Origin of the sequence: Nonomuraea sp. NPDC049309, from assembly GCF_043196965.1 — a bacterium.
In the GTDB taxonomy this organism is placed as follows: Bacteria; Actinomycetota; Actinomycetes; order Streptosporangiales; family Streptosporangiaceae; genus Nonomuraea; species Nonomuraea fastidiosa.
The window spans coordinates 325,236-348,164 of record NZ_JBICSH010000006.1 but is presented as its reverse complement, the minus strand read 5'-3'; the positions used below and the strand labels follow the sequence as shown (position 1 = coordinate 348,164).

General features: G+C 73.4%; 17 protein-coding genes. 11 read left to right on the top strand and 6 right to left on the bottom strand.

The annotated features are described in order from the left end of the window. Positions 1-24: 24 nt before the first annotated feature. Positions 25-1,116, bottom strand: a complete 1,092-nt coding sequence (locus ACGFIM_RS33230; RefSeq protein ID WP_393208623.1) for a DNA topoisomerase IB — start codon at positions 1,114-1,116, stop codon at positions 25-27. A gap of 54 nt (positions 1,117-1,170) precedes the next feature. On the opposite strand from ACGFIM_RS33230, the gene ACGFIM_RS33225 reads away from it, so the two are divergent. Then, positions 1,171-1,434, top strand: a complete 264-nt coding sequence (locus tag ACGFIM_RS33225; protein ID WP_393208620.1) for a hypothetical protein — start codon at positions 1,171-1,173, stop codon at positions 1,432-1,434. A 182-nt stretch (positions 1,435-1,616) separates the two neighbouring features. Further along, the gene (locus ACGFIM_RS33220) at positions 1,617-3,443 is read left to right on the top strand and encodes a transketolase (RefSeq protein ID WP_393208617.1); all 1,827 of its coding nucleotides are present in this window, start codon (positions 1,617-1,619) and stop codon (positions 3,441-3,443) included. Positions 3,444-3,722: 279 nt separating this feature from the next. Here the strand turns inward: ACGFIM_RS33220 and ACGFIM_RS33215 are convergent, their stop codons facing one another. Together ACGFIM_RS33215 and ACGFIM_RS33210 are read right to left on the bottom strand one after the other, a co-directional pair. Next, positions 3,723-4,106 carry a ChaB family protein gene (locus tag ACGFIM_RS33215; protein ID WP_393208614.1) on the bottom strand — a complete coding sequence of 128 codons (384 nt, stop codon included), beginning with the start codon at positions 4,104-4,106 and terminating at the stop codon, positions 3,723-3,725. Beyond that, positions 4,093-4,416, bottom strand: a complete 324-nt coding sequence (locus ACGFIM_RS33210; RefSeq protein WP_393208611.1) for a hypothetical protein — start codon at positions 4,414-4,416, stop codon at positions 4,093-4,095. The genes ACGFIM_RS33215 and ACGFIM_RS33210 overlap by 14 nt, the downstream gene beginning before the upstream one ends. Positions 4,417-4,454: 38 nt before the next feature. Between ACGFIM_RS33210 and ACGFIM_RS33205 the strand changes: the two genes are divergently transcribed. The 3 genes from ACGFIM_RS33205 to ACGFIM_RS33195 all read left to right on the top strand — a co-directional run bounded on the left by ACGFIM_RS33205 (position 4,455) and on the right by ACGFIM_RS33195 (position 9,812). Next, on the top strand, positions 4,455-4,964 hold the full coding sequence (locus tag ACGFIM_RS33205; RefSeq protein WP_393208608.1) for a shikimate kinase: 510 nt from the start codon (positions 4,455-4,457) through the stop codon (positions 4,962-4,964). A gap of 12 nt (positions 4,965-4,976) precedes the next feature. Beyond that, the gene (locus ACGFIM_RS33200; RefSeq protein ID WP_393208605.1) at positions 4,977-5,531 is read left to right on the top strand and encodes a GNAT family N-acetyltransferase; all 555 of its coding nucleotides are present in this window, start codon (positions 4,977-4,979) and stop codon (positions 5,529-5,531) included. Between the two features lie 105 nt (positions 5,532-5,636). Then, entirely contained in the window at positions 5,637-9,812 is a 4,176-nt protein-coding gene (locus ACGFIM_RS33195) for a protein kinase (RefSeq protein WP_393208602.1), read from the top strand. A gap of 5 nt (positions 9,813-9,817) precedes the next feature. Here ACGFIM_RS33195 and ACGFIM_RS33190 read toward each other — a convergent pair whose 3' ends face one another. The 3 genes from ACGFIM_RS33190 to ACGFIM_RS33180 form a co-directional block, all read right to left on the bottom strand. Beyond that, positions 9,818-11,512 (bottom strand): serine/threonine-protein kinase, encoded by a 1,695-nt coding sequence (locus ACGFIM_RS33190; protein ID WP_393208599.1) that lies wholly within the window; start codon positions 11,510-11,512, stop codon positions 9,818-9,820. A gap of 66 nt (positions 11,513-11,578) precedes the next feature. Further along, positions 11,579-12,790 (bottom strand): hypothetical protein, encoded by a 1,212-nt coding sequence (locus ACGFIM_RS33185; RefSeq protein WP_393208596.1) that lies wholly within the window; start codon positions 12,788-12,790, stop codon positions 11,579-11,581. Positions 12,791-13,143: 353 nt separating this feature from the next. Further along, entirely contained in the window at positions 13,144-14,208 is a 1,065-nt protein-coding gene (locus ACGFIM_RS33180; RefSeq protein WP_393208593.1) for a HesA/MoeB/ThiF family protein, read from the bottom strand. Positions 14,209-14,545: 337 nt separating this feature from the next. Here ACGFIM_RS33180 and ACGFIM_RS33175 point away from each other — a divergent pair, with 337 nt between their 5' ends. From ACGFIM_RS33175 to ACGFIM_RS33150, 6 genes are all read left to right on the top strand, one after another. Then, entirely contained in the window at positions 14,546-17,686 is a 3,141-nt protein-coding gene (locus tag ACGFIM_RS33175) for a BTAD domain-containing putative transcriptional regulator (protein WP_393208591.1), read from the top strand. 51 nt (positions 17,687-17,737) lie between these two features. Next, positions 17,738-18,292, top strand: a complete 555-nt coding sequence (locus ACGFIM_RS33170; RefSeq protein WP_393208589.1) for an RNA polymerase sigma factor — start codon at positions 17,738-17,740, stop codon at positions 18,290-18,292. A 37-nt stretch (positions 18,293-18,329) separates the two neighbouring features. Then, on the top strand, positions 18,330-19,541 hold the full coding sequence (locus tag ACGFIM_RS33165; RefSeq protein ID WP_393208586.1) for a CU044_5270 family protein: 1,212 nt from the start codon (positions 18,330-18,332) through the stop codon (positions 19,539-19,541). A gap of 277 nt (positions 19,542-19,818) precedes the next feature. Then, complete coding sequence (locus ACGFIM_RS33160; RefSeq protein WP_393208584.1) at positions 19,819-20,763, top strand: sugar kinase; 945 nt, start codon at positions 19,819-19,821, stop codon at positions 20,761-20,763. A gap of 54 nt (positions 20,764-20,817) precedes the next feature. After that, complete coding sequence (locus ACGFIM_RS33155; RefSeq protein WP_393208581.1) at positions 20,818-21,192, top strand: BlaI/MecI/CopY family transcriptional regulator; 375 nt, start codon at positions 20,818-20,820, stop codon at positions 21,190-21,192. Positions 21,193-21,266: 74 nt separating this feature from the next. Next, a complete protein-coding gene (locus ACGFIM_RS33150) occupies positions 21,267-22,925 on the top strand; it encodes a catalase (RefSeq protein WP_393208578.1) in 1,659 nt (552 codons plus the stop codon). Positions 22,926-22,929 lie beyond the last annotated feature (4 nt).

Genomic DNA, 22,929 nt, shown 5'->3' with positions numbered 1-22,929 from the left:
CGAGCGCTAATCCCTCAAACAGCCTCAAACAGTACGAATCAGGTTGATGACCGCCCGTTCCACCGGGCCCGCCGTGGCGAGCTGGCCGAAGTCGGCGTGCGCACCGAGCTCGGTGAGCGCCGCCGCGATCGTCCGCTCCTGCTCGTACGCCTCGATCACCCGCGGGTCCACGTACGACGCCCTGGCCACGGTCGGCGTGTTGCCCAGATACTCCGACACCTCGCGCATCACCCGCATGATCGCCTGCCTCTTGCGCGTGACGCTCTCGCTCCCGGCCGGGCCGGACACCGCCAGCCCCACGGCCGCCAGCACGGTGGCGTGCCAGGTGCGGAAGTCCTTGGCGGTGACCTCGTAGCCGATGGTCTGGCGCAGGTACTCGTTGATGTCCTCGCTCTTGATGTCGCCCCACCCACCGGCGCGCCGGTAGCGCAGCAGCTCGCCGTCCACCCGCAGCGCCTTCAACGCGCGCAGCACCTTGCACGCCCCGGGGTCGGCGACCTCGACCTCGCGCAGGATGTCGCCCTTGGCCTGGTAGGCGCAGGTGACGATGCCGCGCGAGCAGGTGATGTGCTCCATCCTGAGCGTGGCCAGGCCGTAGGTGTCGTAGCTCTCGCCGCCGATGCGGAAGAAGCCGATGTCGAGCAGCCGGGCGGCGGCGGCCAGCACCCGCTGCCTGGTCAGCCCGCGCCCCTGGAGCTGCTCGTCCACGACCTTCCGGAACGCCGGCAGCCGCTCGGCCACCTCGAGCACCCGGTCGAACTTGGCCCGGTCCTGCTGCTCGCGCCACACGTCGTGGTAGCGGTACTGCCGCCGTCCCGCCGCGTCGGTGCCCACGGCCTGCAGGTGCCCGCGGGGCGAGGCGCAGATCCACACGTCGCGCCAGGCCGGCGGGATGGCGAGCGCCCTGATGCGTTCCAGGATCTCCGGGTCGCGCACCGGCCGCCCGTCGCAGTCGTGGTAGCTGAACCCGCGCCCGCGCCTGCGGCGGGTGATGCCGGGCTCGCTCTGGTCGCTCGGGTGCAGCTCGGCTTGCCCGTCGACGTCCGGCCCGGTCGCGAATACCGCGGCCAGGGCCTCGGCATCGGGCGGTTCTGTACGGGGTTTCGTCTCGGGCACCCGATGCGGCTACCCGCGACGTTAGGGGACAAACGGCACGGGCAGTGGAGGCCCATGTCCGACAAAGGTGAGTGGCACGAGGAACGAGACAGCAGAGGCCATGCGATGGTGCCCGCCACCCCCCGCGACGTGGTGCACATCAGAGTCGTCTCCTTCATGCTGGTGTTCCTGTTCGCGTTCACGGTGCTGGGGATCATGACGCGCGCGTGGGTCCTGGCCGTCATCGCGGTCATCGCGGCGATCGTCGCGGTGATCGACCTGATGATGGCCGTACGGCGGCAGAAGCAGCGCACAGGACAAGACGGAGAGGCGGGCTGATCCCGGCATGCCACCCCTGCGAGGGCGGGCGGCCGACCGCTCCCTCGCGCGAAGTCCCCGGCTCCGGCTCCCCCGGCACCGCGCGCCCGTCCTCCTCACGCCTGCCGTGACCGCCGCCGTCCTGCGCCGGACCGGTCCCGCCCGGGTAGGCGGGGCGGAAACCCGTCAACGAGGAGGACATCGTGCCTGAGCGCGATCTGCACTACCTGGCCGAGCTGGCGGCGCAGCTCCGGGTCGACTCCGTCCGTGCCGCCGCCGCGGCCGGCTCCGGCCATCCCACCTCGTCGATGTCGGCCGCCGACCTCATGGCCGTGCTGTTCGCCTGCCACCTGCGCTACGACTTCGACCGGCCGGACCACCCCGCCAACGACCACGTGATCTTCTCCAAGGGCCACGCCTCTCCCCTGCTCTACGCCCTCTACAAGGCCGCCGGCGCGATCGATGACGAGGAGCTGCTGACGTTCCGGCGCCGAGGCAGCCGGCTCGAAGGGCACCCGACCCCGCGCCTGCCCTGGGTGGACGTCGCCACCGGCTCGCTCGGCCAGGGCCTGCCCATCGGGGTCGGCGTGGCGCTGGCCGGGCGGCTGGAACGCCTGCCGTACCGGGTGTGGGTGCTGTGCGGCGACGGCGAGCTGGCCGAGGGCTCCATCTGGGAGGCGGCCGAGCACGCGGGCAGCGAGGGCCTGGCGAACCTCACCGCGATCGTGGACGTCAACCGCCTCGGCCAGCGCGGGCCCACCCGGCACGGCTGGGACACCGGCGCGTACGCCCGCAGGTTCGGCGCGTTCGGCTGGCACACCATCGAGATCGACGGCCACGACCCCGGCCAGATCGACTTCGCGCTCACCGACGCCGCGAACACCCGGCGCCGGCCCACCGTGATCCTGGCCAAGACCCGCAAGGGCGAGGGCGTGCTGGAGGTCGAGAACCGCGAGGGCGCCCACGGCAAGGCGCTGAAGGACCCGGACAAGGCCGTGGAAGAGCTGGGCGGGATCAGGGACGTCCGCGTCGCCGTGCGTCCCCCCGAGTCCGGCGCCGAACCGGTCAGGTTCGGCGACGACGGGCTCGCGCTGCCCGCGTACCCGGTGGGCGAGCAGGTGGCGACGCGGGACGCGTTCGGAGCGGCGCTGGCGGCGCTCGGCGCGGCCAGGGGCGACGTGGTGGCGCTCGACGGCGAGGTGGCCGACTCCACCAGGATCGAGGCGTTCGCCAAGGAGTTCCCCGAGCGGTTCTTCGAGATGTACATCGCCGAGCAGCAGCTCGTCGCCGCCGCCGTCGGGCTCCAGGTGCGCGGGTGGAAGCCGTACGCCGCGACGTTCGCGGCCTTCCTGACCAGGGCACACGACTTCATCAGGATGGCCGGGGTGAGCGGGGCGTCCATCAGGCTCGCCGGCTCGCACGCCGGAGTGGAGATCGGCCAGGACGGTCCCTCGCAGATGGGCCTGGAAGACCTCGCCATGCTGCGCGCCGTGCACGGCAGCACCGTGCTCTACCCCTGTGACGCCAACCAGACGGCGGCCCTGGTGGCGGAGATGGCCGACCTGAAAGGCGTGTCCTACCTGCGTACGACGCGCGGGCCCACGCCGGTGATCTACCAGCCGGGCGAGCGCTTCCCCGTGGGCGGCTCGCGCGTCCTGCGGCACTCCAGCGGCGACCGGGCCACGATCGTGGCCGCCGGGGTGACCGTGCACGAGGCGCTGGCCGCCGCCGACGACCTGCGCGCGGACGGCATCCCGGTGGGCGTCATCGACCTGTACTCCATCAAACCCGTGGACACCGCCGCCCTGACCGAGGCGGCCACCACCACGGGCAACCTCATCACGGTCGAGGACCACAGGATCGAGGGCGGGCTGGGCGACGCCGTCTCGGACGCGGTGAGCGAGCTGGGGCCGCGCGTGATCAAGCTGGCCGTACGCGACCTGCCGGGCTCCGCGACGTCCCGCGAGCAGCTCGCCGACGCCCGCATCGACCGCCACGCCATCACCCAGGCCGTGAAACGCCTCCTCTGACCCCGCCCGCCTGGACCGCGTGGAGCGCCCGCCACGGAGCGGACTCACCGCCCAGGCCCCGGCCACGGCCGCGACACGGAGAACCCGGCGCGAAAGCGACGCGGGCAGCGCGGGGAACGCGAGCGGCGCGGGGAACGCGACGCTAGCGGCGGGCGCGGCGCGAGCGGGCGGCGGGCACGCCACGGGCGGCGGCGGCCGCAGCGCGGAGAGCGCGAGGGCTGGAAGCACGGCGCCGGAAGCGCGGAACGTGCCGCCGGAGCGGGCCGGTGCGGGGGACGCTCAGCGAGACTTGGCCGTGGCCCGCCGGTTGGCCTTCTTGATGGCGGTGACGAGCTCCTGCTTGGTCATCTTCGACCGCCCGCGCACGCCGAGCCTGGCGGCGACGCTCTGCAGGTGGGTCTTGCTCGCGTTGGCGTCCACGCCCTCGGCCGTGCGGCCGGAGCGGTCGGTGGCGCCCTTGTCGGACGGGCCCTTCTTCGCCTTCGGCTCCCAGTGGTCGCCGACCTTCTCGAACGAGTGCTTGAGCGCGGCGAACGCCGTCATGTGGGCGCGGCGTCCCTCGCCGTACTCCTTGACGGCCGAGTCGTGGGCCTTGATCCACGTGTCCTGCGCCTTCTTGGGAGAACGCTTGACGGTCGACGGAAGCTCGTCAACTCCTGGCATGATGTGGCACCTCCTGAAGGGGCGGCGGGTCAGAGGGGCGGCTCGTCATAACGACGGCGGTCTCGTACACGGTGGTACGGCGGGCGCGGGGCTCCTCGTAGATCTCGTGGCGGTGGACCGGCTCGTCGATCGGGCCGACCGCGCGCCGCGCGACCCTGATGCGGTAGAGGCCGAACGCGAGCCCGACCAGGCCGCCCAGCATGAGCACGACGCCGACTACGTTGATGTCGAGGCCGGCGAGGTCGAACTCGACGGCCCAGGTGAGGATCGCACCGAGCATGATGAGGATGATGCTTCCGGCGATGGTCATCTGATCTACCTCCTTGACAAGAAGGAACCTCTATCCACATGTCGAAAAACAAACCCGTCGTGATGGTCGGGCTCATGGGCTCGGGCAAGTCGACCTCCGGTCGGTTGATCGCCGAGGCGCTCGGGCTTCCCCTGTCGGACAGCGACCAGTACCTCCTCGACAAGCACGGGGGGACCTCCGCGCCGATCGCGGCCCGTGAGGGCAAGGAGGCGCTGCACCGGTACGAGGCGGAGCACGTGCTGGCCGAGCTGGCCGGGCCGCCGAAGGTCATCGCGGCGGCGGCGAGCACGCTGGAGAACCCTGAGGTGCGGGCGGCGCTGCGCAAGGCGTTCGTGGTGTGGGTGGATGCCGACGACGCGGTGCTGCGCGCGCGCATGCACACCAGCGACCACCGCCCCGACTACGACCCGGCCGCGATGCGGGCCCGCCGCGAGCGGTACTTCCGCGAGGTGTCGGATCTGGTGTGCGACGTCGGCGTGATGAGTCCCGAGCAGGTGCGCGACGCGGTGCTGAGCAAAATGGGCTTGCCCGACGGTGATCGCGGCTGATAGCCAACGAGGATGTTCGCCGAGAAACCCACGCTGAAGGGCGAGCGGGTGACGCTGTGCCCGGTCCGGCCCGAGCACGCCGAGGGCCTGTTCGAGCTGGCATCCGATCCTGAGGTGCGCCGGCTCACCGGTTCGCGCGCCCGCTTCGACCTGGAGAACCTGCGCACCTGGTACGCCACCAGGGCCGGCCACGCCGACCGGCTCGATCTGGCGATCACGGTGGACGGCGAGTTCGTCGGCGAGGTCGTGCTCAACGAGCTGGACACCGACAATCTGTCCTGCAACCTGCGCATCGCGCTGATCGGCCCGCGGGCGTTCGGCAGGGGTTACGGCAGCGAGGCCATCGGGCTGGTGCTCGATCACGCGTTCCGCACGACGCCGCTGCACCGAGTGCGGCTTGAGGTGTTCGGTTTCAACGAGCGGGCCAGGCACGTCTACGAGAAGGCGGGGTTCGTGGTGGAAGGCGTCGAACGCGACGCGCTGCTGTGGGACGGCGAATGGCACGACGTGGTCGTGATGGCCATACTCCGCCCGGAGTGGCAGGCACGTACCGGAACCCTGGCATAATGATCATGACGCATGGGTCCCCCGAGGCGCGCGGGGGACCTGTGGCGTCTTCAAGGCAACCAATAGGCGGTGTCGTGCATCTAAGCATCAGTGACGATGCGCTTGGTGCCCGGTGATCCCGAGAGGCTTGGCGGCTATTGGCTGGCCGCCAGGCTTGGCGCGGGCGGGCGCGGGGTCGTCTACGACGCCTATGACGACGAGGGACGGCGCTTCGCCGTCACCGTGCCCAGGTGCGAGGTCGGCCGCCGCTACGAGCAGGTGACCTGCCGCCATCTCGCGCAGGTCGTGGCCGTCGGGTCGGACGGCGGCATCCCGTACGTGGTCAGCGAATACGTCAACGGCCCCGACCTGCGCCAGGCCGTCGGGCTGCACGGCGGCCCTTACTCGGGCGACGAGCTGATCGCGCTGGCCGCCGCGCTGGCGACGGCGCTGCGGTCGCTGCACGCGGCCGGGTTGACGCATTCCGGGCTCAAGCCCGAGTGCGTGCTGCTCGCCGACGACGGGCCCAGGGTGATCGAGCTGGGGCTGGCGGCCGGGGCGCAGCGGGGCGGCGCGTGCCCGTACCAGGCGCCCGAGGTGCTGACCGGGCAGGACGCCGGGGCTCCGGCGGACGTGTTCGCGTGGGGCGCGGTGGTGCTGTTCGCGGCCACCGGCAGCGACCCGTTCGGCGGTGACAGCCCCGGCGCCGTCATGCACCGCCTGCTGACCCTCGATCCCGATCTGAGCTGCCTGCCCGAGCCGCTGGCGGGGCTCGTGGAGCGGGCGCTGGCCAAGGATCCCGCCGACCGGCCCGCCGCGGCGGAGCTGCTCATCGACAGCGAGACCGAGCTGCGCCCGCCGGAGGCGTTCGTGCGCACGCCGTCGCTGGGGGAGGTGGCCGAGCAGGCGTACCTGTCGCTCACGCCGCGCCAGCAGGAGGAGGTGCCCGGGCTGCTGCTGCGGCTGCTCGACGGCGACCGGCCGCAGGACGAGGGCGAGGCGCTGGCCCCGCTCATGGCGGCGGGCCTCCTCGTACGCCGCAGCATCCGCGTTCCCCCCTCGGAGACCGCCATCGGCAAGCTCGTCGCGATCAGCGACGACCGCGTCACCCCCGCGAGCGCCGCGCTCTACCGCGCCTGGCCCCGGCTGCGCGGCTGGGTCGCCGATGAGCGCGAGGGCATGGAGGTGCACCGCCATCTGCGCGAGGCCGCCAGGCACTGGTCCGAGCACCGGCGCGACCGCAGCCATCTGCTGCGCGGCGAGGAGCTCGCCGACGCGCTCGGCTGGGCCGCGGCCAAGCGCCGCCACGTGCGGCTCAGCCAGCTCGAACGCGACTTCATCAGCGACAGCGTGGCGCTGTCCAGGCAGCGCAGGAAGATGCTGGTGCCCGCGCTGTCGGCCGTCGCCGCCGTGGTCGCGGTCGCGGTGACCATGACGGTGGTGACCGTCCACGGGCAGAACGACCTGCGCGACCGCCTCATCGAGGCCGGGGCGCGGGCCGTCGCCGCGCGGGCCGACGCGATGCGGACCACCGATCCCCGCACCGCGATGCGGCTCAGCGTGGCCGCCTACCGCATGTCGCCGGTCTTCGAGGCGCGGTCCGCGCTGCAGGCGTCGCTGGTCCAGCCCGAGCTGGGCGTGTTCACCGACCCGCGCGCGGACGGGCGGGCCAACTACCTGCTGCGCGGCGACGAGCTCGTCCGGTGGGACACCGCGTCCGTGACCGTCTACGACGTGCCGGGCGGGCGGCGGGTCGCCACCTATCCGATGCCGTCGGGCAGCGCCGGGCTGAGCGACGACGGGCGGTTCGCCGAGGGACCCGACGGGCCCATCGAGGTGGCGACCGGTCACCCGCCGGCCGACGGGGTCTTCACGATCAGCCGCGGCAACAGGACCCGGGTCTACCGGGGGACGCGCGTGCTGTTCGACGTGGTCGACCGCAAGGTGGCGCTCTCCCCCGACGGCACCCGCGCGGCGCTGTCCGGCCTGGACGGGCGGGTGGAGCTGTGGGAGCTGGTGCCCAGGCGGATGCGCACCGGGGTGGTGAAGGTCGCGCCGCTCGCCGGGGCCGCCGCGCCCGCCCTCGCCTTCAGCCCGGACGGCGTCACGCTCGCCGTCGCCGGGCGCGACGGGGTCACGCTGGTGGGCACGGGCGGCAGGCGTACGGACGCCTCCGACACCCTGGCCACCCGCACCGCGACGCAGGAGCCCACCCTGCCGGTGCTGCCGTCGCCGAGCGCGCCGCTCTCCCCCGGTCCCGGGCTGCTCGCGCTGCCGCAGCCGTCGTCTCCGGCCGCGCCCGCGCCTGACGCCCGTACGGACGCCGCGTCGCCCCGCCCCGCCGCCACGGCGGGCCCTTCCGACGCGCCCGCCACGGCCCGCCCCGCTCCTTCGGGGAAGAGCGAGACGTTCCGCCCCGCGCCCGAGACGCGAGGGCCTGCGATCGCGTCGCGCGACAGGCGCGACAGGCGCGACAGGCGCGACGGCACCGCCGGCCCCGAGCCCGCGCCGTCGCGCAGCCACGCCGCCGCCTCCACTCGGCGGCCCACTCCCTCCCCGTCGCCGAGCGGCTCCCCTCCGGCCACCGTCTCGCCCGAGCCGTCCGGCGTCCCGGCGTCCGGGACCGCCCGGCCCACCACGACCCCTGCACCCGAGGTGACGCGCACAGGCTCCGGCGCGGACGCTGACGCCACGAAGCCTGACGACACCAGGGCGCGGGGCGACCGTGCGCGCCCGTCGGATTCCGATGCGGGTGACCGGAACGCCGGTGCGCGCAACGCCTCGCCCGCGGGGAACGCGGCGTGGGCGCAGAGCCTGACGCTCGCCAAGGCCGCGAACGCCGCGTCGGCTCCGGATTCCGGCGAGAGGCGAGACACCGCCGCACCGGCGCGTGCCGCCGGGGACGCGCGCGGGGCCGCATCGCGGCCCGAGCCCGCGGACGCGAACGCGCGCGACACCATGGTGACGCGGGAGGCCGCGTCCGTCCGGCAGGGCGCGAAGACCCGGGCGGAGAGCACGACGGCCCAGGTGAAGAGCGCGAAGGCACAGGCGCAGGCGGAGATCGCACGGGCCAGGCACGCGAAGAAGGAGCGGGTCAAGAGCGGCGATCCCGGCACGGGCGCGGACGGCACCTGGGGCGTCGAGGTCGTCGACGGCCTCGAGGTGACGCCCGCGACGGCGGCGGGCCCGCTGGTGTTCAGCCCGGACGGCCGCCTGCTCGCGCTGCCCGGCGACGGCGAAGTGCGCGTATGGAACGTCGCCGAGCGCCGGCTCGCCGGCTCGTACCCGCTCAAGGACCCCGGCAGGGGACTCGCCTTCTCCGCCGACGGCCGCGCTCTGCACTACCTGAGCGGCGTCGGCACGGTCGTCTCGCTCGACGTCTCCGGCCTGCCCGCACCGGCCGGTGAGGCGCAGGAGGCCGCGTTCTCCGGCAACGGCAGGGTCGCGGCCAAGGAGGTGGGCGACGGGATCGAGCTGACCGACGCCGAGAACCGCAGGACGCTCGGCCGTATCGCCGCCGCAGGAGACCTGGCGTTCGACGCGACCGGGCGGCTGCTCGCGGTGGCGGGCGACCCCGTGACGGTGTGGGAGGTGTCGAGCGGTCGCCAGGTGACGTCGATCGCGGCGGGCGGCGACGTTGCCGCCGTGGCGCTCTCCCCCGACGGACGCACGCTGGCCACGGCGCGCGGCCGTCTCCTGGAGACGTGGGACGTGCGTTCCGGGCGGCGGATCAGGGCGTACGAGGGCGCGGGCGACCTGGCGCTGGGCTTCAGCCCCGACGGCAGGACGCTCGCCGCCGGCACCCGGCTGCTCGACCTGCGCACCGGGCAGGTGACCCCGCTCGACCAGGCGGCCAGGGCCGGCGACGGGGCGGCGACGACCGCGCTGGCGTTCTCGCCCGACGGCGAGCGGCTGGCGTTCGGGCTGGAAGGCGGCAGGGTGCTGCTGTGGAACGTCCGCGAGCGGACCTCCATCGGCACCATCACGACCGGTGGCGGCCCCGTGGAGGAGCTGCGTTTCTCGCCGGACGGCGAGCTGGTGGCGGTCAGCACGAGCCGTACGTCGCTGTGGGACACCGCGACGCTGCGCGAGGTCGGCCAGGCCGGGTCGTGGGCGGCGGGCCCGGCGTTCAGCCAGGACGGCACCCACCTGCGCGGCGTGGCGCTGGACGGCTCCGTACGCGAGTTCCCCGTCGATCCGGCGCTGACGGCGCGGGCCGTGTGCGAACGCGCGGGCGGCTCGCTGACGCGCGAGGAGTGGGCCCGCCTGATCCCGGAGACCGGCTACCGCGACATCTGCTGATCTCCCTACTCGTTGCGGACCAGCTTGATGACCTTGCCCTGCGGAGTCGCCACCAGGTAGCCGGTGCGGTGGTAGTCGTCGCCGGCGTAGACGAGCAGCACCTGCTTTTCCGAGGTGAAGGCGTAGTCGGGGTCCACGATGATGTGGTGCGAGGTCGGCTTGGGCACGCCGAGGTCCCTGTCGGCCCGCTTGAGCAGGGCGGGCAGGCGGTCCCAGTCGAACTTGCGGATGTCGACGAGCGGCGTCCTGATCTTGTTGCCGATGCGGGGCTCGTCGAACACGCCGTCGCGGTAGTCGTAGGTGTCGTAGACGTCCTTGTCGTGCTTGGCCGGCACCTCGATGGAGGCGTGCTGCTCGTAGACGTACATCTTGACGATCTTGCCGCCGCTGATGACCGGCCCGGCCTTGGCGAGCATCTCGCGGATGGCGGCGGGGGTCAGCATGTTCCGCGGGGCCGTCCGCGTGGGGGTCGGTGTCGGGGACACCGTGGGGCTGGGGGCGGTCGTGCTCGGGGACGGCGGCGCGGTGACGGCCAGGTCGCTCGGCGCCGGGTCGCGTACGGACTCATCGGACGTGCCGGGCAGCAGCCGCCACACCAGCGCGCCGGTCACCACGACGGCCGAGAGCGAGACCGCCACGGCCGCTCCCCTGCCGCGGCGCCAGGCGCCGCGCGGGTCCAGCGTGTCGGCCTGCGGCACCGGCCCGCCGCCCGGCGCCGGCCACTGATGAGGACGCGCCTGGCCGGGCGGCAGGGTGTGCACCTGCCCCAGCCCTGTCGCCTGCCCCAGCCCCGTCGCCTGCCCCGGCCCCGTCGCGTGCCCCCGCCCCGTGGCGTGGCCGCTGCCGGCCGGTGGCGTGAACTGAGGTGCGGCGGCCGGGTCCTGGGCCGCGGCGAGCATGCGGTCGAGCGTCTCGGCGCCGGGACGGGCGGCGGGATCGCGGGCGAGCATCGCGGTCAGCACGGGTGCCAGCGCCCCGGCCCGCTCCGGCGGCGGCACCTCCTGGTTGAGCACCGCGGCCAGCGTGGCCAGCACGGTCTTCCTGCGCAGCGGGTGGCGGCCCTCGACGGCGACGTACAGCATCATGCCGAGCGACCACAGGTCGGAGGCCGGGTCGCCCTCGACGCCGTTGATGCGCTCCGGCGCCATGTACTCGGGCGAGCCGATGAACGCCCCCGTGGACGTCAGGCTGGTGGACTCGCGCATGGCCGCGATGCCGAAGTCGGTGAGCACGGACCTGCCGTCGGCGTGCAGCAGCACGTTGGCGGGTTTGACGTCGCGGTGGTGGATGCCGACCGCGTGGGCCGCGCGTAACGCCGACAGCACCTCGCGGCCGATGCGCGCCGCCTCCGCCGGGGGCACGGGGCCGCGCTGGAGGCGGTCCTGGAGCGAGCCGCCGGTGACCAGCTCCATGACGATCCACGGGTAGCCCTGCTCGCCCGGATCCACGATGTGGTGGATGGTCACGACGTGCGGGTGGTTGAGCCGGGCCAGGGCGCGCGCCTCGCGCAGCACCCGGGCGCGCAGCTCGCGGGCGTGCGTGGGGTCGTGCTCGTCGAGCGCCGGGTCGGGCGGGCGCACTTCCTTGAGCGCGACCTCGCGGTGCAGGGCGACGTCCCAGGCCCGCCACACCTGGCCCATGCCGCCTCCGCCGAGGCGCTCCACCAGTTCGAAGCGGCCGTCGATCACCCGTGTCTGCATGCGCAGCAGCGTAGGGCCCGGGCACCCGCCGCCGCCATCGCCGGCCGCCCGGGCAGGGCCGGGCCGTCAGAGCAGGGCACCGGCGCGGCGGAGCCGCCGTTCCCGGAACGCGAGCAGCGGGGGCAGGCCGATGCGCAGCGCCACGTACGCGGTGACGAGCAGCGCCTCCCAGAACCCGGCGGACCCGATCTGCCCGGAGGCGAGCCGGTCGATGCCCCACTGGGCGAGCGACACCATGAGCGGCAGCATGACGGTGAGGAAGAGCCACACCATGACCGCCATGCCCGCCACGTACAGAAGCGCGAACCAGCGGGCCATGTCGCGGTCGCGCGCCCCTGACGCGGCGAGCTCGGCGGCCTCCGCCTCGGTGAGGCGGAAGAACCGGTTCTTCACGGTCAGCCAGGTCGTGCGGTAGAGGTTGTGGCAGCGCAGCGCGTTGGCGAGCAGCGCGTACGAGTCGCTGCGCAGCGGCAGCGCCGCCCACTGCCAGACGATGGCGACGACCCTGAACAGGACGACGGCGGCGAGCAGGTCGCTCACCGGGCCGGGCGGGACGATCATCCGCAGGGCGAGGGCGGCGGCCACGACCACGATCTCGACGGCCATCCCGGCCAGGTAGACGCCGTGGCGGCGGTTGCGCGGCACCGCGACGATCTGGGTCAGGTCGGTCTCGTAGACGATGTACATGCCGCGGTAGCTGACGCGGAACGTGGCGGGCACCCCGACCGCGCGCCCGGCGAGCCAGTGCCACGCCTCGTGCAGCGCGCCGAAGGCGATCCCGAGCACCAGCCAGCCGAGGACGGACAGGCCCATGCTGGGCAGGAACCACGCGTCCTGCCAGGAGGGCCGCAGATCGGGGCGGGCCACGAGAACGGCGATCACGAACACCAGCGCCGCCGCGTACACCGTCCATCCGGTACGCCCGAACAGGCGGGCCGCGGCCTGCGGGCTGATGCCCTCGATCCACCTGACGCGGCGGCCGCGCCCCGAGGCGTCGTCGTCCGGCGCGGCGGTGGCGGCGTCGAGCAGGCCCGCTGCGGTGAGCCCCGCGATGAAGTCGTCGCCGTCGACCGGCTCTCCGGCCTTCTCACTGGCCCGCGCCGTGGCCTCGGCCACCGAGCCGGTCTCCTGCAAGGTGGTGACGAAGACCGCGCCCGGCTCCGGCACCGCGACGAAGACGCCCAGGTCCGGCCGGCCCAGCACCCAGGCCTCGCCGTCGAAGGCGACGGTCAGCCGCGCGGCCCGCTCACGCAGGCCGGCGTCCGTGGACGCGGTCATCGGTCTCCCACCACCAAAGAAGTGCGATTGCTCGTGAACTGCGAAAGTACGGCGAGGGGCGGGGGTCGCTCCCGGAACCCGAGGGCCGCGGAAGCCCTGGCGGGCACCCGCCGAAGGACTCCGGTCGCTCCCGGAGCGGGGGGACCGTCATGAGGGGGGTGGCTCCGGGAGCGCGGGTGAACCGCCGCGGCACGCGGAGGCACGTGCCGTGATCGCCTTTTGTCATGGCTGTGTGAGGGGCCGCGCTCCACACCGGAGAGAAGCGCGGCCCCGCATCATCAGGAGTCCGAGCCCGGGTCGGCGTCGACGGTCAGCCGGGTGTTCTCGATGCGCACGATCTCGATCTTCATGGGTCACCTCCCTCCGCAGATTTCACATCCGGGATCGCGGGTCCATTCGGTGCGACTGGTGGCGCATCCGCCCGCGAAGTCGATGATCAGCGGCCGGCCCGCGTAGGCCGGCGGCTCGAATCCGGTCAGGTAGCGCAGGACCTCGAAGGCCCCGTACGCGCCGAGCAGCCCGGCGACCGGCCCGATGCCGCGATTGGGCCTCGGCCCGTCGCGGTAGAGGCGGATCGCCGCAAGGTCGGGGCCGTCCGCGTCGGCGCTCGGCGGCACGCAGGCGCGGCAGGCGCTGACGCCCGGCGCGACGGACCACACGGTGCCGGAGGTGACCCACATGCCGCCCCGTACGAACGGCACGCCGTGCCGCACGCAGGCGGCGTTCACCCACAGGTCGATCTGGGTCGGCCGGTCGATGCCCGAGGCCACGACGTCGGGGCGGGTGCGGGCGACCAGCTCGTCGAGCTGCTCGGGGCTCTCCACGCCCATGTCCACGGTCTCGACCTCGATGGACGGGTCGAAGGCGCGGACCCAGTCGGCGGCGCGCTCCACCTTGCGCGAGCCGACGTCGTCCCACCGGTAGAGGTACTGGCGGGCGAAGTTGCGCGGGTCCACGGTGTCCCTGTCGAGCAGGGTCATCTTGCCGACGCCGAGCCCGGCGAGGTGGGGGATGGTGTTGGAGTTGAGCCCGCCGGTGCCGAGCACCAGCACGTGCGACTCGCGCAGCCGGCGCAGCAGGTCCTCGCGGCTGCGCCGGAGGGTGCCGAACGACTCGAAGAAGGCCAGGTTGCTGAAGTGGCGCTCGGCGTCGCCGGGGTCGAGCAGGCCGAGGTGGTCTCCGTCCTCCAGCAGGCGCTCGGCGTCCAGCGCCGCGACGGCCGCGGAGATGTCGGCGACCGGCAGCGACAGCTCGCCCGCGAGCTCTTCGACGGTCCTGCCGCCCTGCTCGAGAAGGTCGAGCAGCTTCTCCACCGTCCCGTCGCGGTCGGTGAGGACCAGCCGGTCGCGGGGGTCGTACACGAGCCGCAGCTCGTCTCCGACGCGCTCGCGGGCGAGGGTCTTCAGTCTCGGCCTCATCGGTTCTTCAGCGCTCACCTTTTCGGGGCCCACCTTGTTCGGGGGCCCACCTTGTTCGGGGGCCCACCTTGTTCGGGGGCCCACCTTGTTCGGGGGCCACCTTTTCCAGGGGCCACCTTTTTCAGGGCCGACCTCCACGGCGCCCGATTCCTTCAGGGCCGCATCGGTCAGCGGAAGTGCCGGTCAGAATCTGGCAGGCGGGCGCATGGACGCCGCATGGATCCCGCATGGGACGGCGAAGGGTCCGATTGATCCCTTGTCGGGCACTGCACTAGCGTTCTTGACTGTGCGTTGTCAGGCTGTCCGCGTCCTCCTCCTAGGTCCCCTGGAGGCCGTCGTGGACGGCCGGTCGGTGCGCCTGACCGGCAGGCAGCGCGCCTTACTCGCCGCGCTGCTGCTCGACGCGGGCCGCGTGGTGTCGGTCGATCGGCTGGCCGAGCGGCTGTGGGGCGGGGATCCGCCGCCGTCGGCGGCCGCCCGGGTACGCGCGCTGGTCGCCGAGCTGCGCCGGGCGATCGGCGAGACGATCGAGACCCGCAGCCCCGGCTACCTCGTGCCCGAGGGCGCGGTCGAGGTGGACGCCGACGAGTTCGCCGCCCTCATCAGGCAGGCGGGCGGCGCGGAGCCGGCCGAGGCCGCCGCCGCGTACGACCGGGCGCTCGGTCTGTGGCGCGGCGACCCGTACCAAGAGCTGAGCTGCCCCGTCGCCGCGGCGGAGCGGCACCGGCTCGACGAGCTCAGGGTCGAGGCGGTCGAAGGCCGCGCGCAGGCGCAGCTCGATCTCGGGCGGCATCAGGCGGCGGTCGCCGGTCTGGCCAGGCTGGTGGCCGAGCAGCCGCTGCGGGAGCGCCCGCACGCCCTGATGATGCTGGCCTTGCACCGTGGCGGGCGCCTGCCCGAGGCACTGCGGGTCTACCGGGAGTTCCGCGACCGGCTCGTACGCGAGCTCGGCGTCGAACCCGGCAGGGAACTGCACGCCCTGCACCAGCGCATCCTGGCGGAGACGGCGGAGCACGGCGAGCCGGCGCGTGCGGCGGAGCCGCAGGAGGTGCCCGCGGCACCGATCCCCCGCCAGCTTCCCCCGGTCACCGGCCACTTCGTGGGCCGCGAGGAGGAGCTGCGCCGCATGGACGACGGCCGGGTGACGCTCGTCGCCGGCCCCGCGGGGGTCGGCAAGACGGCGCTGGCCCTGCAGTGGGCGCACCGGCGGGCCGATCGGTTCCCCGACGGGCAGCTCTTCCTCGACCTGCGGGGCTTCGACCAGCGCGCGCCCATGACGCCCGCCGAGGCGCTGCCGCTGCTGCTGCAGGGGCTCGGGCATCCGGCCAGGGACATCCCGGTCGAGCTGGACGCGCAGGTCGCGCTCTACCGCTCGCTGCTCGCGGGCCGCCGCGTGCTGCTGGTGCTCGACGACGTCGGCGAGCCCGACCAGGTGCGCCCGCTGCTGCCCGGCGACCCTGGCTGCCGCGTCCTCATCACCAGCAGGCACCGGCTGGGCGGCCTGGTCGCGCTGGACGGTGCCGAGCGCATCACGCTCGGCGTGCTGGAGCAGGACGAGGCGCTGCGGCTGATCTCGGCGGGCGTCGGAGCGGAGCGGCTGTCACGCGAGTCGGAGGCGTCGCGCGAGCTGGTGGCGCTCTGCGGCCGCCTGCCTCTCGCGCTGTCCATCGCGGTGTCCTGGATCGGCGACCACGAGCACCGCAGGATCGGCGACTACGTGCGCGAGCTGGCCGACCGCGGGCGGCTGATGCAGCTGCGGGTGGACGGCGACGAGAGCGTGGCGGTGCGGGCGGCGCTCGACCTGTCGTACCGGGCGCTGCCCGAGCCGGCGCGGCGCGCGTTCCGCCTGCTCGGCCTGGCGCAGGGCGCGGGCATCTCGGCCGCGGCCGTCGCCGCGCTGGCCGGCACCACCGCGGAGGAGGCGGCGGTCCTGCTCGGCACGGCGGCGCGGATCCACCTGATCGAGGAGATCGGCCCCGACCGGTTCGCCGCGCACGACCTGGTGTGGGAGTACGCGGCCCAGCGCGGCCTCGCCGAGGACTCCGCCGCCGACCGGGAGGCCGCTCTGCGGCGCCTGTACGACCACTACCTGCGCACGGCGGCGGGCGCGCTCACGGCGGCCGGTTTCGAGGTGCCCGAGACGCCCGGCGGCGAACCCGTGGCCTTCGCCGGACGGGAGGAGGCGCTCGCCTGGCTGGACGTCGAATGGGACAACCTGGCCGGAGTGATCGCCTCCGGCGCGCCGCCGTACGCCTGGCTGCTGGTCGAGGCGCTGACCGACGTGCTGCTGCAGTACCGGCGCAGCCGCGTGGAATGGATGCGCCTGGCCGAGACCGCGCTCGCCGCCGCGGAACGCGCGGGCGACCTGCGCGGTCAGGCGGCGATGTGCCACTCGATCGGCCGGGCCCGCCTGCTCGTCGCCGACCTCAAGGGCGCGCTCGGCTACCTCGGGCGGGCGAAAGAGCTGTGCCGCCGCGCGGACTGGCCGCAGCAGGAGGCGGCGGTGCTGCAGACACTCGGCGTGACGCGCAAGCAGCTCGGCGAGCCGCGCCGGGCGATTCCGCTCTACCGGCGGGCCGCGGAGATCAACCGCTCGCTCGGCCTGGTACGCGGCGAGGCCAGGGTGCTCAACAACCTGGCCTCCGCCCACCTCATGCTCGCCCGCCTCGACCAGGCGGAGGAGTCGCTGCTGGCCTGCCTCGCGCTCACGGGCCGGCCCGAGGACGCGCACCTGCGCACGCTGACGCTGGTCAACCTGGCGCTCGTCCGGCAGCGGCAGGCCAGGTTCGCCGACGCCCTCGGTCACCTGGACGAGGCGCTGGCCGTGGCCCAGGCGGCGGGCCTGCTCTACGCCGAGGCGGTCACATACGAGACGTACGGCTGGGTGCACCGCGACGCCGGCGACCACGTACGCGCGATCGACGCCTTCACCCGCGCGCTCGGCCTCGCGCGGGAGGTCGAGAACCGGCGCTGCCAGATCGCCTCGCTCGCCGGCATCGCCGCCGCCGAGACCGGGCTCGGCCGGGTGGAGGCCGCACTGGCGCATCTCGGCACGGCGGCCGGGCTCGCCGAGGACACCGGCATGGACCTCGACCAGGTGCTGCTGGAACGCGCGGAGGTCAGGCTGCGCCAGGGCAGGCACGCCGACGCCCTGGCGGACGCGGGCCACGCGCTGGAGCTGGTGCGCACCGCCAACCCGATCGACCTGCCCCGCGCGCACCGCCTTCGCGCCGCCGCCCACCTGGCCTCCGGCGACACCGAGTCGTGCGTACGCGAGTGCGAGCGGGCGCTGCGGCACGCCCGCAGATCGGGGCAGCCGCTGCAGCACGCCCGCGCCCTGACCACGCTCGGGCACGCCCGCAGCAGGGAGGGCGACGACGGCCGGGCGGCCCGCCTCTGGGCGCAGGCCCACGCCCTGTTCACCGGGATCGGCGTGCCGGAACAGCACGAGACCGCGGCGCTCCTCACCGGTCACTGAGAAATTTCGGGTCCCGTGGTAATCGAGAGGCGGCCGCAGGGACTACTGGGTGTGGACGATCCCCAAGAGCGATTCACCGCGCTGTACGACCGGTACTACCGGAACGTGCTCGGCTACGTGCTGCTCCGCGTCGAGCAGGGCGCGGCCGAGGACGTGTGCAGCGAGACGTTCCTGGTGGCCTGGCGGCGGCTCGATGAGTTACCCGAGCACGCGCTGCCGTGGCTGCTGGGCGTCGCCCGTAACAAACTCGCCAAGCAACGTCAGCTCCGGCACCGGCGTCAGGACCTGGTCGAGCGCATCTCCGCGCTGACCACCGAGCACGAGCACCTGACCTGGGACGTCGCCGAGCACGTGGTGGACCGGGAGCAGGCCATCTCCGCCCTGCGCGCCCTTCCCGACAAGGACGTGGAGGCGTTGATCCTGGCCACCTGGTACGGCCTGGCACCCGACCAGGCCGCGACCGTCATGGGCTGCTCGGCACGGACCTTCAACGTGCGGCTGCACCGGGCCCGCAAGCGGCTCGGCCGCGCACTCCACCAGGAGGCGCAGGCCGCGAGGTCACCCGCCCGATCACCCGGCGGCCGATTCGCCGAGGAGAGCCGATGAGAGCTGACGTGCCTACGACGACCCTCAGGGGGCAGACATGACCGACCGTACGTTCGCCCGGCTCAAGCCGGACAAGCTGGACGAGCTCGCCGAGGCGGGCTACCGGCGGCGCCGCGACGGCGACCTCGCCAGGGCCTTCGCCGAGGCCAGGACGGAGACCCGGCCGCGCCGCGCTCCCGCCCGGCGTCCGGTGTTCCTGCTGGCGGCGGGCGCCATCGCCGCCGTCACCGCGGGTGCCGTCGCCGTCTCGACCGGCGTGCTCACCGGCACGCCGCCGGCGCAGGTCCCGTCCCCGGGCACCCCGCAGGTCGCGACCGGCGAGGCGGGGGCGTCGCCGACCGCGACGATCGACGCGCGCACCTTCCTGCTCGCCGCCGCCGACACCGCGCTGCGCGAGCAGCCCGGCTCCGGCTCCTACTGGTACGTGCGGCAGCGCACCACCTCACCCACCGGCTACTGGCCCAAGGAGTTCTGGGACGGCGTGGCGAAGCTGCAGCGCCAGGAGCAGGCCGAGATCGACAGGACCGGCGCGAAGGACGACGAGCTGGTCGCCATCAACGAGAAGTACAACAAGAAGCTGGCCGAGCTGCGCGAGAGCATCTACCCCGACGGGCCGCCGTTCACGGCGTACGTCGTCGAGACCGAGGAGCTGTGGCGGGCGAAGCGGGCGGGCGGCACCAACCGCACCAAGCACACTGGTCGCAAGGTCGTCTTCCCCACGCCGCAGGACGAGGCCGAGTGGCGCAGGCTCGGCTCGCCGAAGCTGCTGCAGGACCGGTCGCAGAGCGTGGACGACACCCTGCCCAGGCCGCTGTCGATCTCCAATATGGACATCACCCTGCAGAACGTCGGCGACCTGCCCACGTCGAAGAAGGCGCTGGCCGCCCGGCTGCGCGCCGCTTTCGACCGGCTGCCGGACGACGACAAGGAGTTCGACCTCTACCTGTGGCAGACCGCCGTCGATCTGATGACCGCGCCGGCCAGCCCCGGCACGCGGGCCGCCGTCTTCCGGATCCTCGCCGACCAGCCGGGCATCCGCTCCGGCGGCGAGGTGAAGGACGCCGCGGGGCGCGAGGGCGTCAGCGTGGCGGTGGACAGCGACGACGGGTACGAGTTCCGGCTGGTCGTCGATGAGGACACCGCCGAGCTGCTGGAGTACGCGGTGGCGGAGAAGGGCGAGGACACCACGCGGGTGACGTTCGAAGAGCTGGGCTGGACCGACAAGCTCGGCGACCGCCCGCAGAACTGACCCGCCGCACCCGCCCGAGCCCGCCACCCCCGGGCGCGCGCGGGCCGTCGGCGGCCTGCACAGCCGCTGACCCTTCGAGGTGCCGCCGCCCTGGGCGCGCGCGGGCCGTCCTTCCGCCGGAGCTCCGGCCGTCCTTCCGCGGAGCTCCGGCGGACCTCCAGGCCCTGGCGGCGGCGCGGGAGCGCCCCGCTAGGGTGTGGGGGACGCGCCGCCGCGGGACCGGCCGGGCCGCCGGGAGCCGGCGCTGGTTCGAGGAAGGGCTGGGTGGCACGATCCGATGACTGAGCTGGTGACCTTCGGCGAGACCATGGCGTTGTTCGCGGCGCGGCGCACGGGGCCGCTGCGCTTCGCCCGCGACTTCGACCTCGGCCTGGGCGGCGCGGAGTCCAACGTCGCGATCGGCGTGTCCCGGCTCGGCCACGGGGCGACCTGGGTCGGGCGGGTCGGGGCCGACGAGTTCGGCGACCTGATCAGGTTCACGCTCGCCGGCGAGGGCGTCGACGTGCGGGCCATCGCCGACCCCGGCGCGCCCACCGGGCTGATGATCAAAGGCCGGCGCACGGCCGATCTCATCGACGTTCGCTACTACCGCAAGGACAGCGCGGGCTCGCGGCTGTCCGCCGCCGACCTCGACCCCGAGCTCATCAGGTCGGCGAGGATCCTGCACGTCTCCGCGATCACGCCCGCGCTGTCGGCGTCGGCCCGCGAGGCCGTGCACCACGCGATGGCCGTGGCCAAGGACGCGGGCGTGCCGATCTCGCTGGACGTCAACTACCGCAAGGCGCTGTGGAGCCCCGAGCAGGCCGGCGCCTGGCTGCGCGAGGTCATCGGCGAGGTGGACGTGCTGTTCGCCACGGAGGCCGAGGGCCGGCTGATCGCCGACGTCGCGGACCCCGAGAAGCTGGCCGCCGAGCTGGCCAGGCGGGGCCCGCGGCACGTGCTGATCAAGTTCGGCGCTGAGGGCGCGATGGAGCTGTCCGGCGGCACGGTGCTGCGGGCGGAGCCGTACCAGGTGACCGAGGTCGACTCCGTGGGCGCGGGCGACGCGTTCGCCGCCGGGTGGCTGGCCGACTGGCTGGCCGGCGCCGAGCCCGCCGACCGGCTGGCCACGGCGTGCGCGGCGGGGGCGTTCGCGGTCACCTCGCAGGGCGACTGGGAGAGCCTGCCCCGGCGCTCCGACCTCGACCTGCTGCGGCGGCCGGCCGACGGCGTGAGCCGCTGACCGAGGTTCCGACGCGGCGAGGTCCGTCGCTGACCACGCTTTAACATGTGGGGCATGAAACGCCCCCTGGGAGAGCTCGAAGCCACGATCATGGACAGGATGTGGTCCTACCGCAGGCCCGCATCCGTCCGCGACGTGCTCGAAGACCTCCGCAAGGAGCGGGAGATCGCGTACACGACGGTCATGACCGTCATGGACAAGCTGCACACCAAGGGCCTGCTCAGGCGCGAGCCGGTCGGGCGGGCCTACGTGTACGAGCCCGTCTCCACCAAAGAGGCCTACACCGCCGAGCTGATGCGCCACGCGCTGGCGGCCAGCGGCAACCAGGCCGCCACGCTGGTCCACTTCCTCGAGCGCCTCACGCCCGAGGAAGCCACCGCGCTGGAGACGGCGCTCCAGGTGGTACCGCCCGGCAGCCGCCGCCCGTAACCGGACGCCCCCGTTTCCGTCCCAGCCTCGCGGGCAGGCGGGTGGACGTACGCAAGGGGGAAGGAATCGGTACGATGACCGACGTTTCGGGCCAGGGCTCGCGACCGGATGACCAGCGCCCCATCCTCACCAACCGGCAGGGGCACCCGGTCTATGACAACCAGAACCAGCGGACGATCGGCCCGCGCGGTCCGGCGACGCTGGAGAACTACCAGTTCCTGGAGAAGATCAGCCACTTCGACCGCGAACGCATCCCCGAGCGGGTCGTGCACGCCAGGGGCACGCTCAGCTACGGCTACTTCGAGTCGTACGGCAAGCTCGGCGACGAGCCGATCGCCCGCTACACCAGGGCCAAGCTCTTCCAGGAAGAGGGCAAGCGCACCGACGTGGCCGTACGGTTCTCCACCGTGATCGGCGGGCGCGACTCCGCGGAGACGGCCCGCGACCCGCGCGGCTTCGCCGTCAAGTTCTACACCGAGGACGGCAACTGGGACCTCGTCGGCAACAACCTCGCCGTCTTCTTCATCAGGGACGCCATCAAGTTCCCCGACGTGATCCACTCGCTCAAGCCGGACCCCGTCACGTTCCGCCAGGACCCGAACCGGATCTTCGACTTCATGTCGCAGACGCCGGAGAGCATGCACATGCTCGTCAACCTGTTCAGCCCGCGCGGCATCCCCGCCGACTACCGGCACATGCAGGGCTTCGGCGTGAACACGTACAAGTGGGTCAACGCGCAGGGCGAGACCCGGCTGGTGAAGTACCACTGGATCCCCAAGCAGGGCGTGCGCAGCATGACCCAGGCCGACGCCGCCGCCGTGCAGGCGCACGACCTGGGCCACGCCACCAAGGACCTGCACGACGCCATCGAGCGCGGCGAGTTCCCCGAGTGGGAGCTGCGCGTGCAGATCATGACCGACGACGAGCATCCCGAGCTGGACTTCGACCCGCTCGACGACACCAAGACCTGGCCGGAGAACGAGTTCCCCGCGCTGCCGGTCGGCCGGCTGGTGCTCAACCGCAACGTGCAGAACCAGTTCGCCGAGAACGAGCAGTCCGCGTTCGGCACCGGCGTGCTGGTCGACGGGCTCGACTTCTCCGACGACAAGATGCTCATCGGCCGCACGTTCTCCTACAGCGACACCCAGCGCTACCGCGTCGGGCCCAACTACCTGCAGCTCCCGGTCAACCAGACCAAGGCGGAGTGCAGGACCAACCAGCGCGACGGCCAGATGACGTACTTCGTCGACACCGGCGGCGAGGACCCGCACATCAACTACGAGCCGTCGCTGCGCGGCGGGCTGCGCGAGGCGCACTATCCGCACCCCGACGAGGTCGGCCCGGTCATCACCGGGCGGCTCACCCGCAAGCGCATCCCGCGCACCAACGACTACAAGCAGGCGGGACAGCGGTACCTGCTCATGGAGGAGTGGGAGCGCGACGACCTCGTCCACAACCTCGTCACCAACCTGCAGGAGTGCGACCGGCCCATCCAGGAGCGCATGGTCTGGCACTTCCTGCTCGCCGAGGACGAGCTCGGCCTGCGCGTCGGTGAGGGTCTCGGCATCACGCCGGACGACGTCGCGCACCTGGAGCCGCTGCAGAGCCAGGACCTCACCGACGAGGACCGCGACCGGCTGGCCAAGCTCGGCAGGAACGGCTCGCGCGACGTCGAGGGCCTGAAGATGACCCACTGCGTCCCGAACGAGCGGGCGGCGCACGCCGAGGCGTGACGCG

What these genes read in the sequence shown, in the direction of transcription:
- ACGFIM_RS33225 (WP_393208620.1), top strand. Translation starts at nt 1,171, where the DNA reads ATGTCCGACAAAGGTGAGTGGCACGAGGAACGAGACAGCAGAGGCCAT.
- ACGFIM_RS33215 (WP_393208614.1), bottom strand. Translation starts at nt 4,106, where the DNA reads ATGCCAGGAGTTGACGAGCTTCCGTCGACCGTCAAGCGTTCTCCCAAG.
- ACGFIM_RS33210 (WP_393208611.1), bottom strand. Translation starts at nt 4,416, where the DNA reads ATGACCATCGCCGGAAGCATCATCCTCATCATGCTCGGTGCGATCCTC.
- ACGFIM_RS33205 (WP_393208608.1), top strand. Translation starts at nt 4,455, where the DNA reads ATGTCGAAAAACAAACCCGTCGTGATGGTCGGGCTCATGGGCTCGGGC.
- ACGFIM_RS33200 (WP_393208605.1), top strand. Translation starts at nt 4,977, where the DNA reads ATGTTCGCCGAGAAACCCACGCTGAAGGGCGAGCGGGTGACGCTGTGC.
- ACGFIM_RS33190 (WP_393208599.1), bottom strand. Translation starts at nt 11,512, where the DNA reads ATGCAGACACGGGTGATCGACGGCCGCTTCGAACTGGTGGAGCGCCTC.
- ACGFIM_RS33185 (WP_393208596.1), bottom strand. Translation starts at nt 12,790, where the DNA reads ATGACCGCGTCCACGGACGCCGGCCTGCGTGAGCGGGCCGCGCGGCTG.
- ACGFIM_RS33180 (WP_393208593.1), bottom strand. Translation starts at nt 14,208, where the DNA reads ATGAGGCCGAGACTGAAGACCCTCGCCCGCGAGCGCGTCGGAGACGAG.
- ACGFIM_RS33165 (WP_393208586.1), top strand. Translation starts at nt 18,330, where the DNA reads ATGACCGACCGTACGTTCGCCCGGCTCAAGCCGGACAAGCTGGACGAG.
- ACGFIM_RS33160 (WP_393208584.1), top strand. Translation starts at nt 19,819, where the DNA reads ATGACTGAGCTGGTGACCTTCGGCGAGACCATGGCGTTGTTCGCGGCG.
- ACGFIM_RS33155 (WP_393208581.1), top strand. Translation starts at nt 20,818, where the DNA reads ATGAAACGCCCCCTGGGAGAGCTCGAAGCCACGATCATGGACAGGATG.
- ACGFIM_RS33150 (WP_393208578.1), top strand. Translation starts at nt 21,267, where the DNA reads ATGACCGACGTTTCGGGCCAGGGCTCGCGACCGGATGACCAGCGCCCC.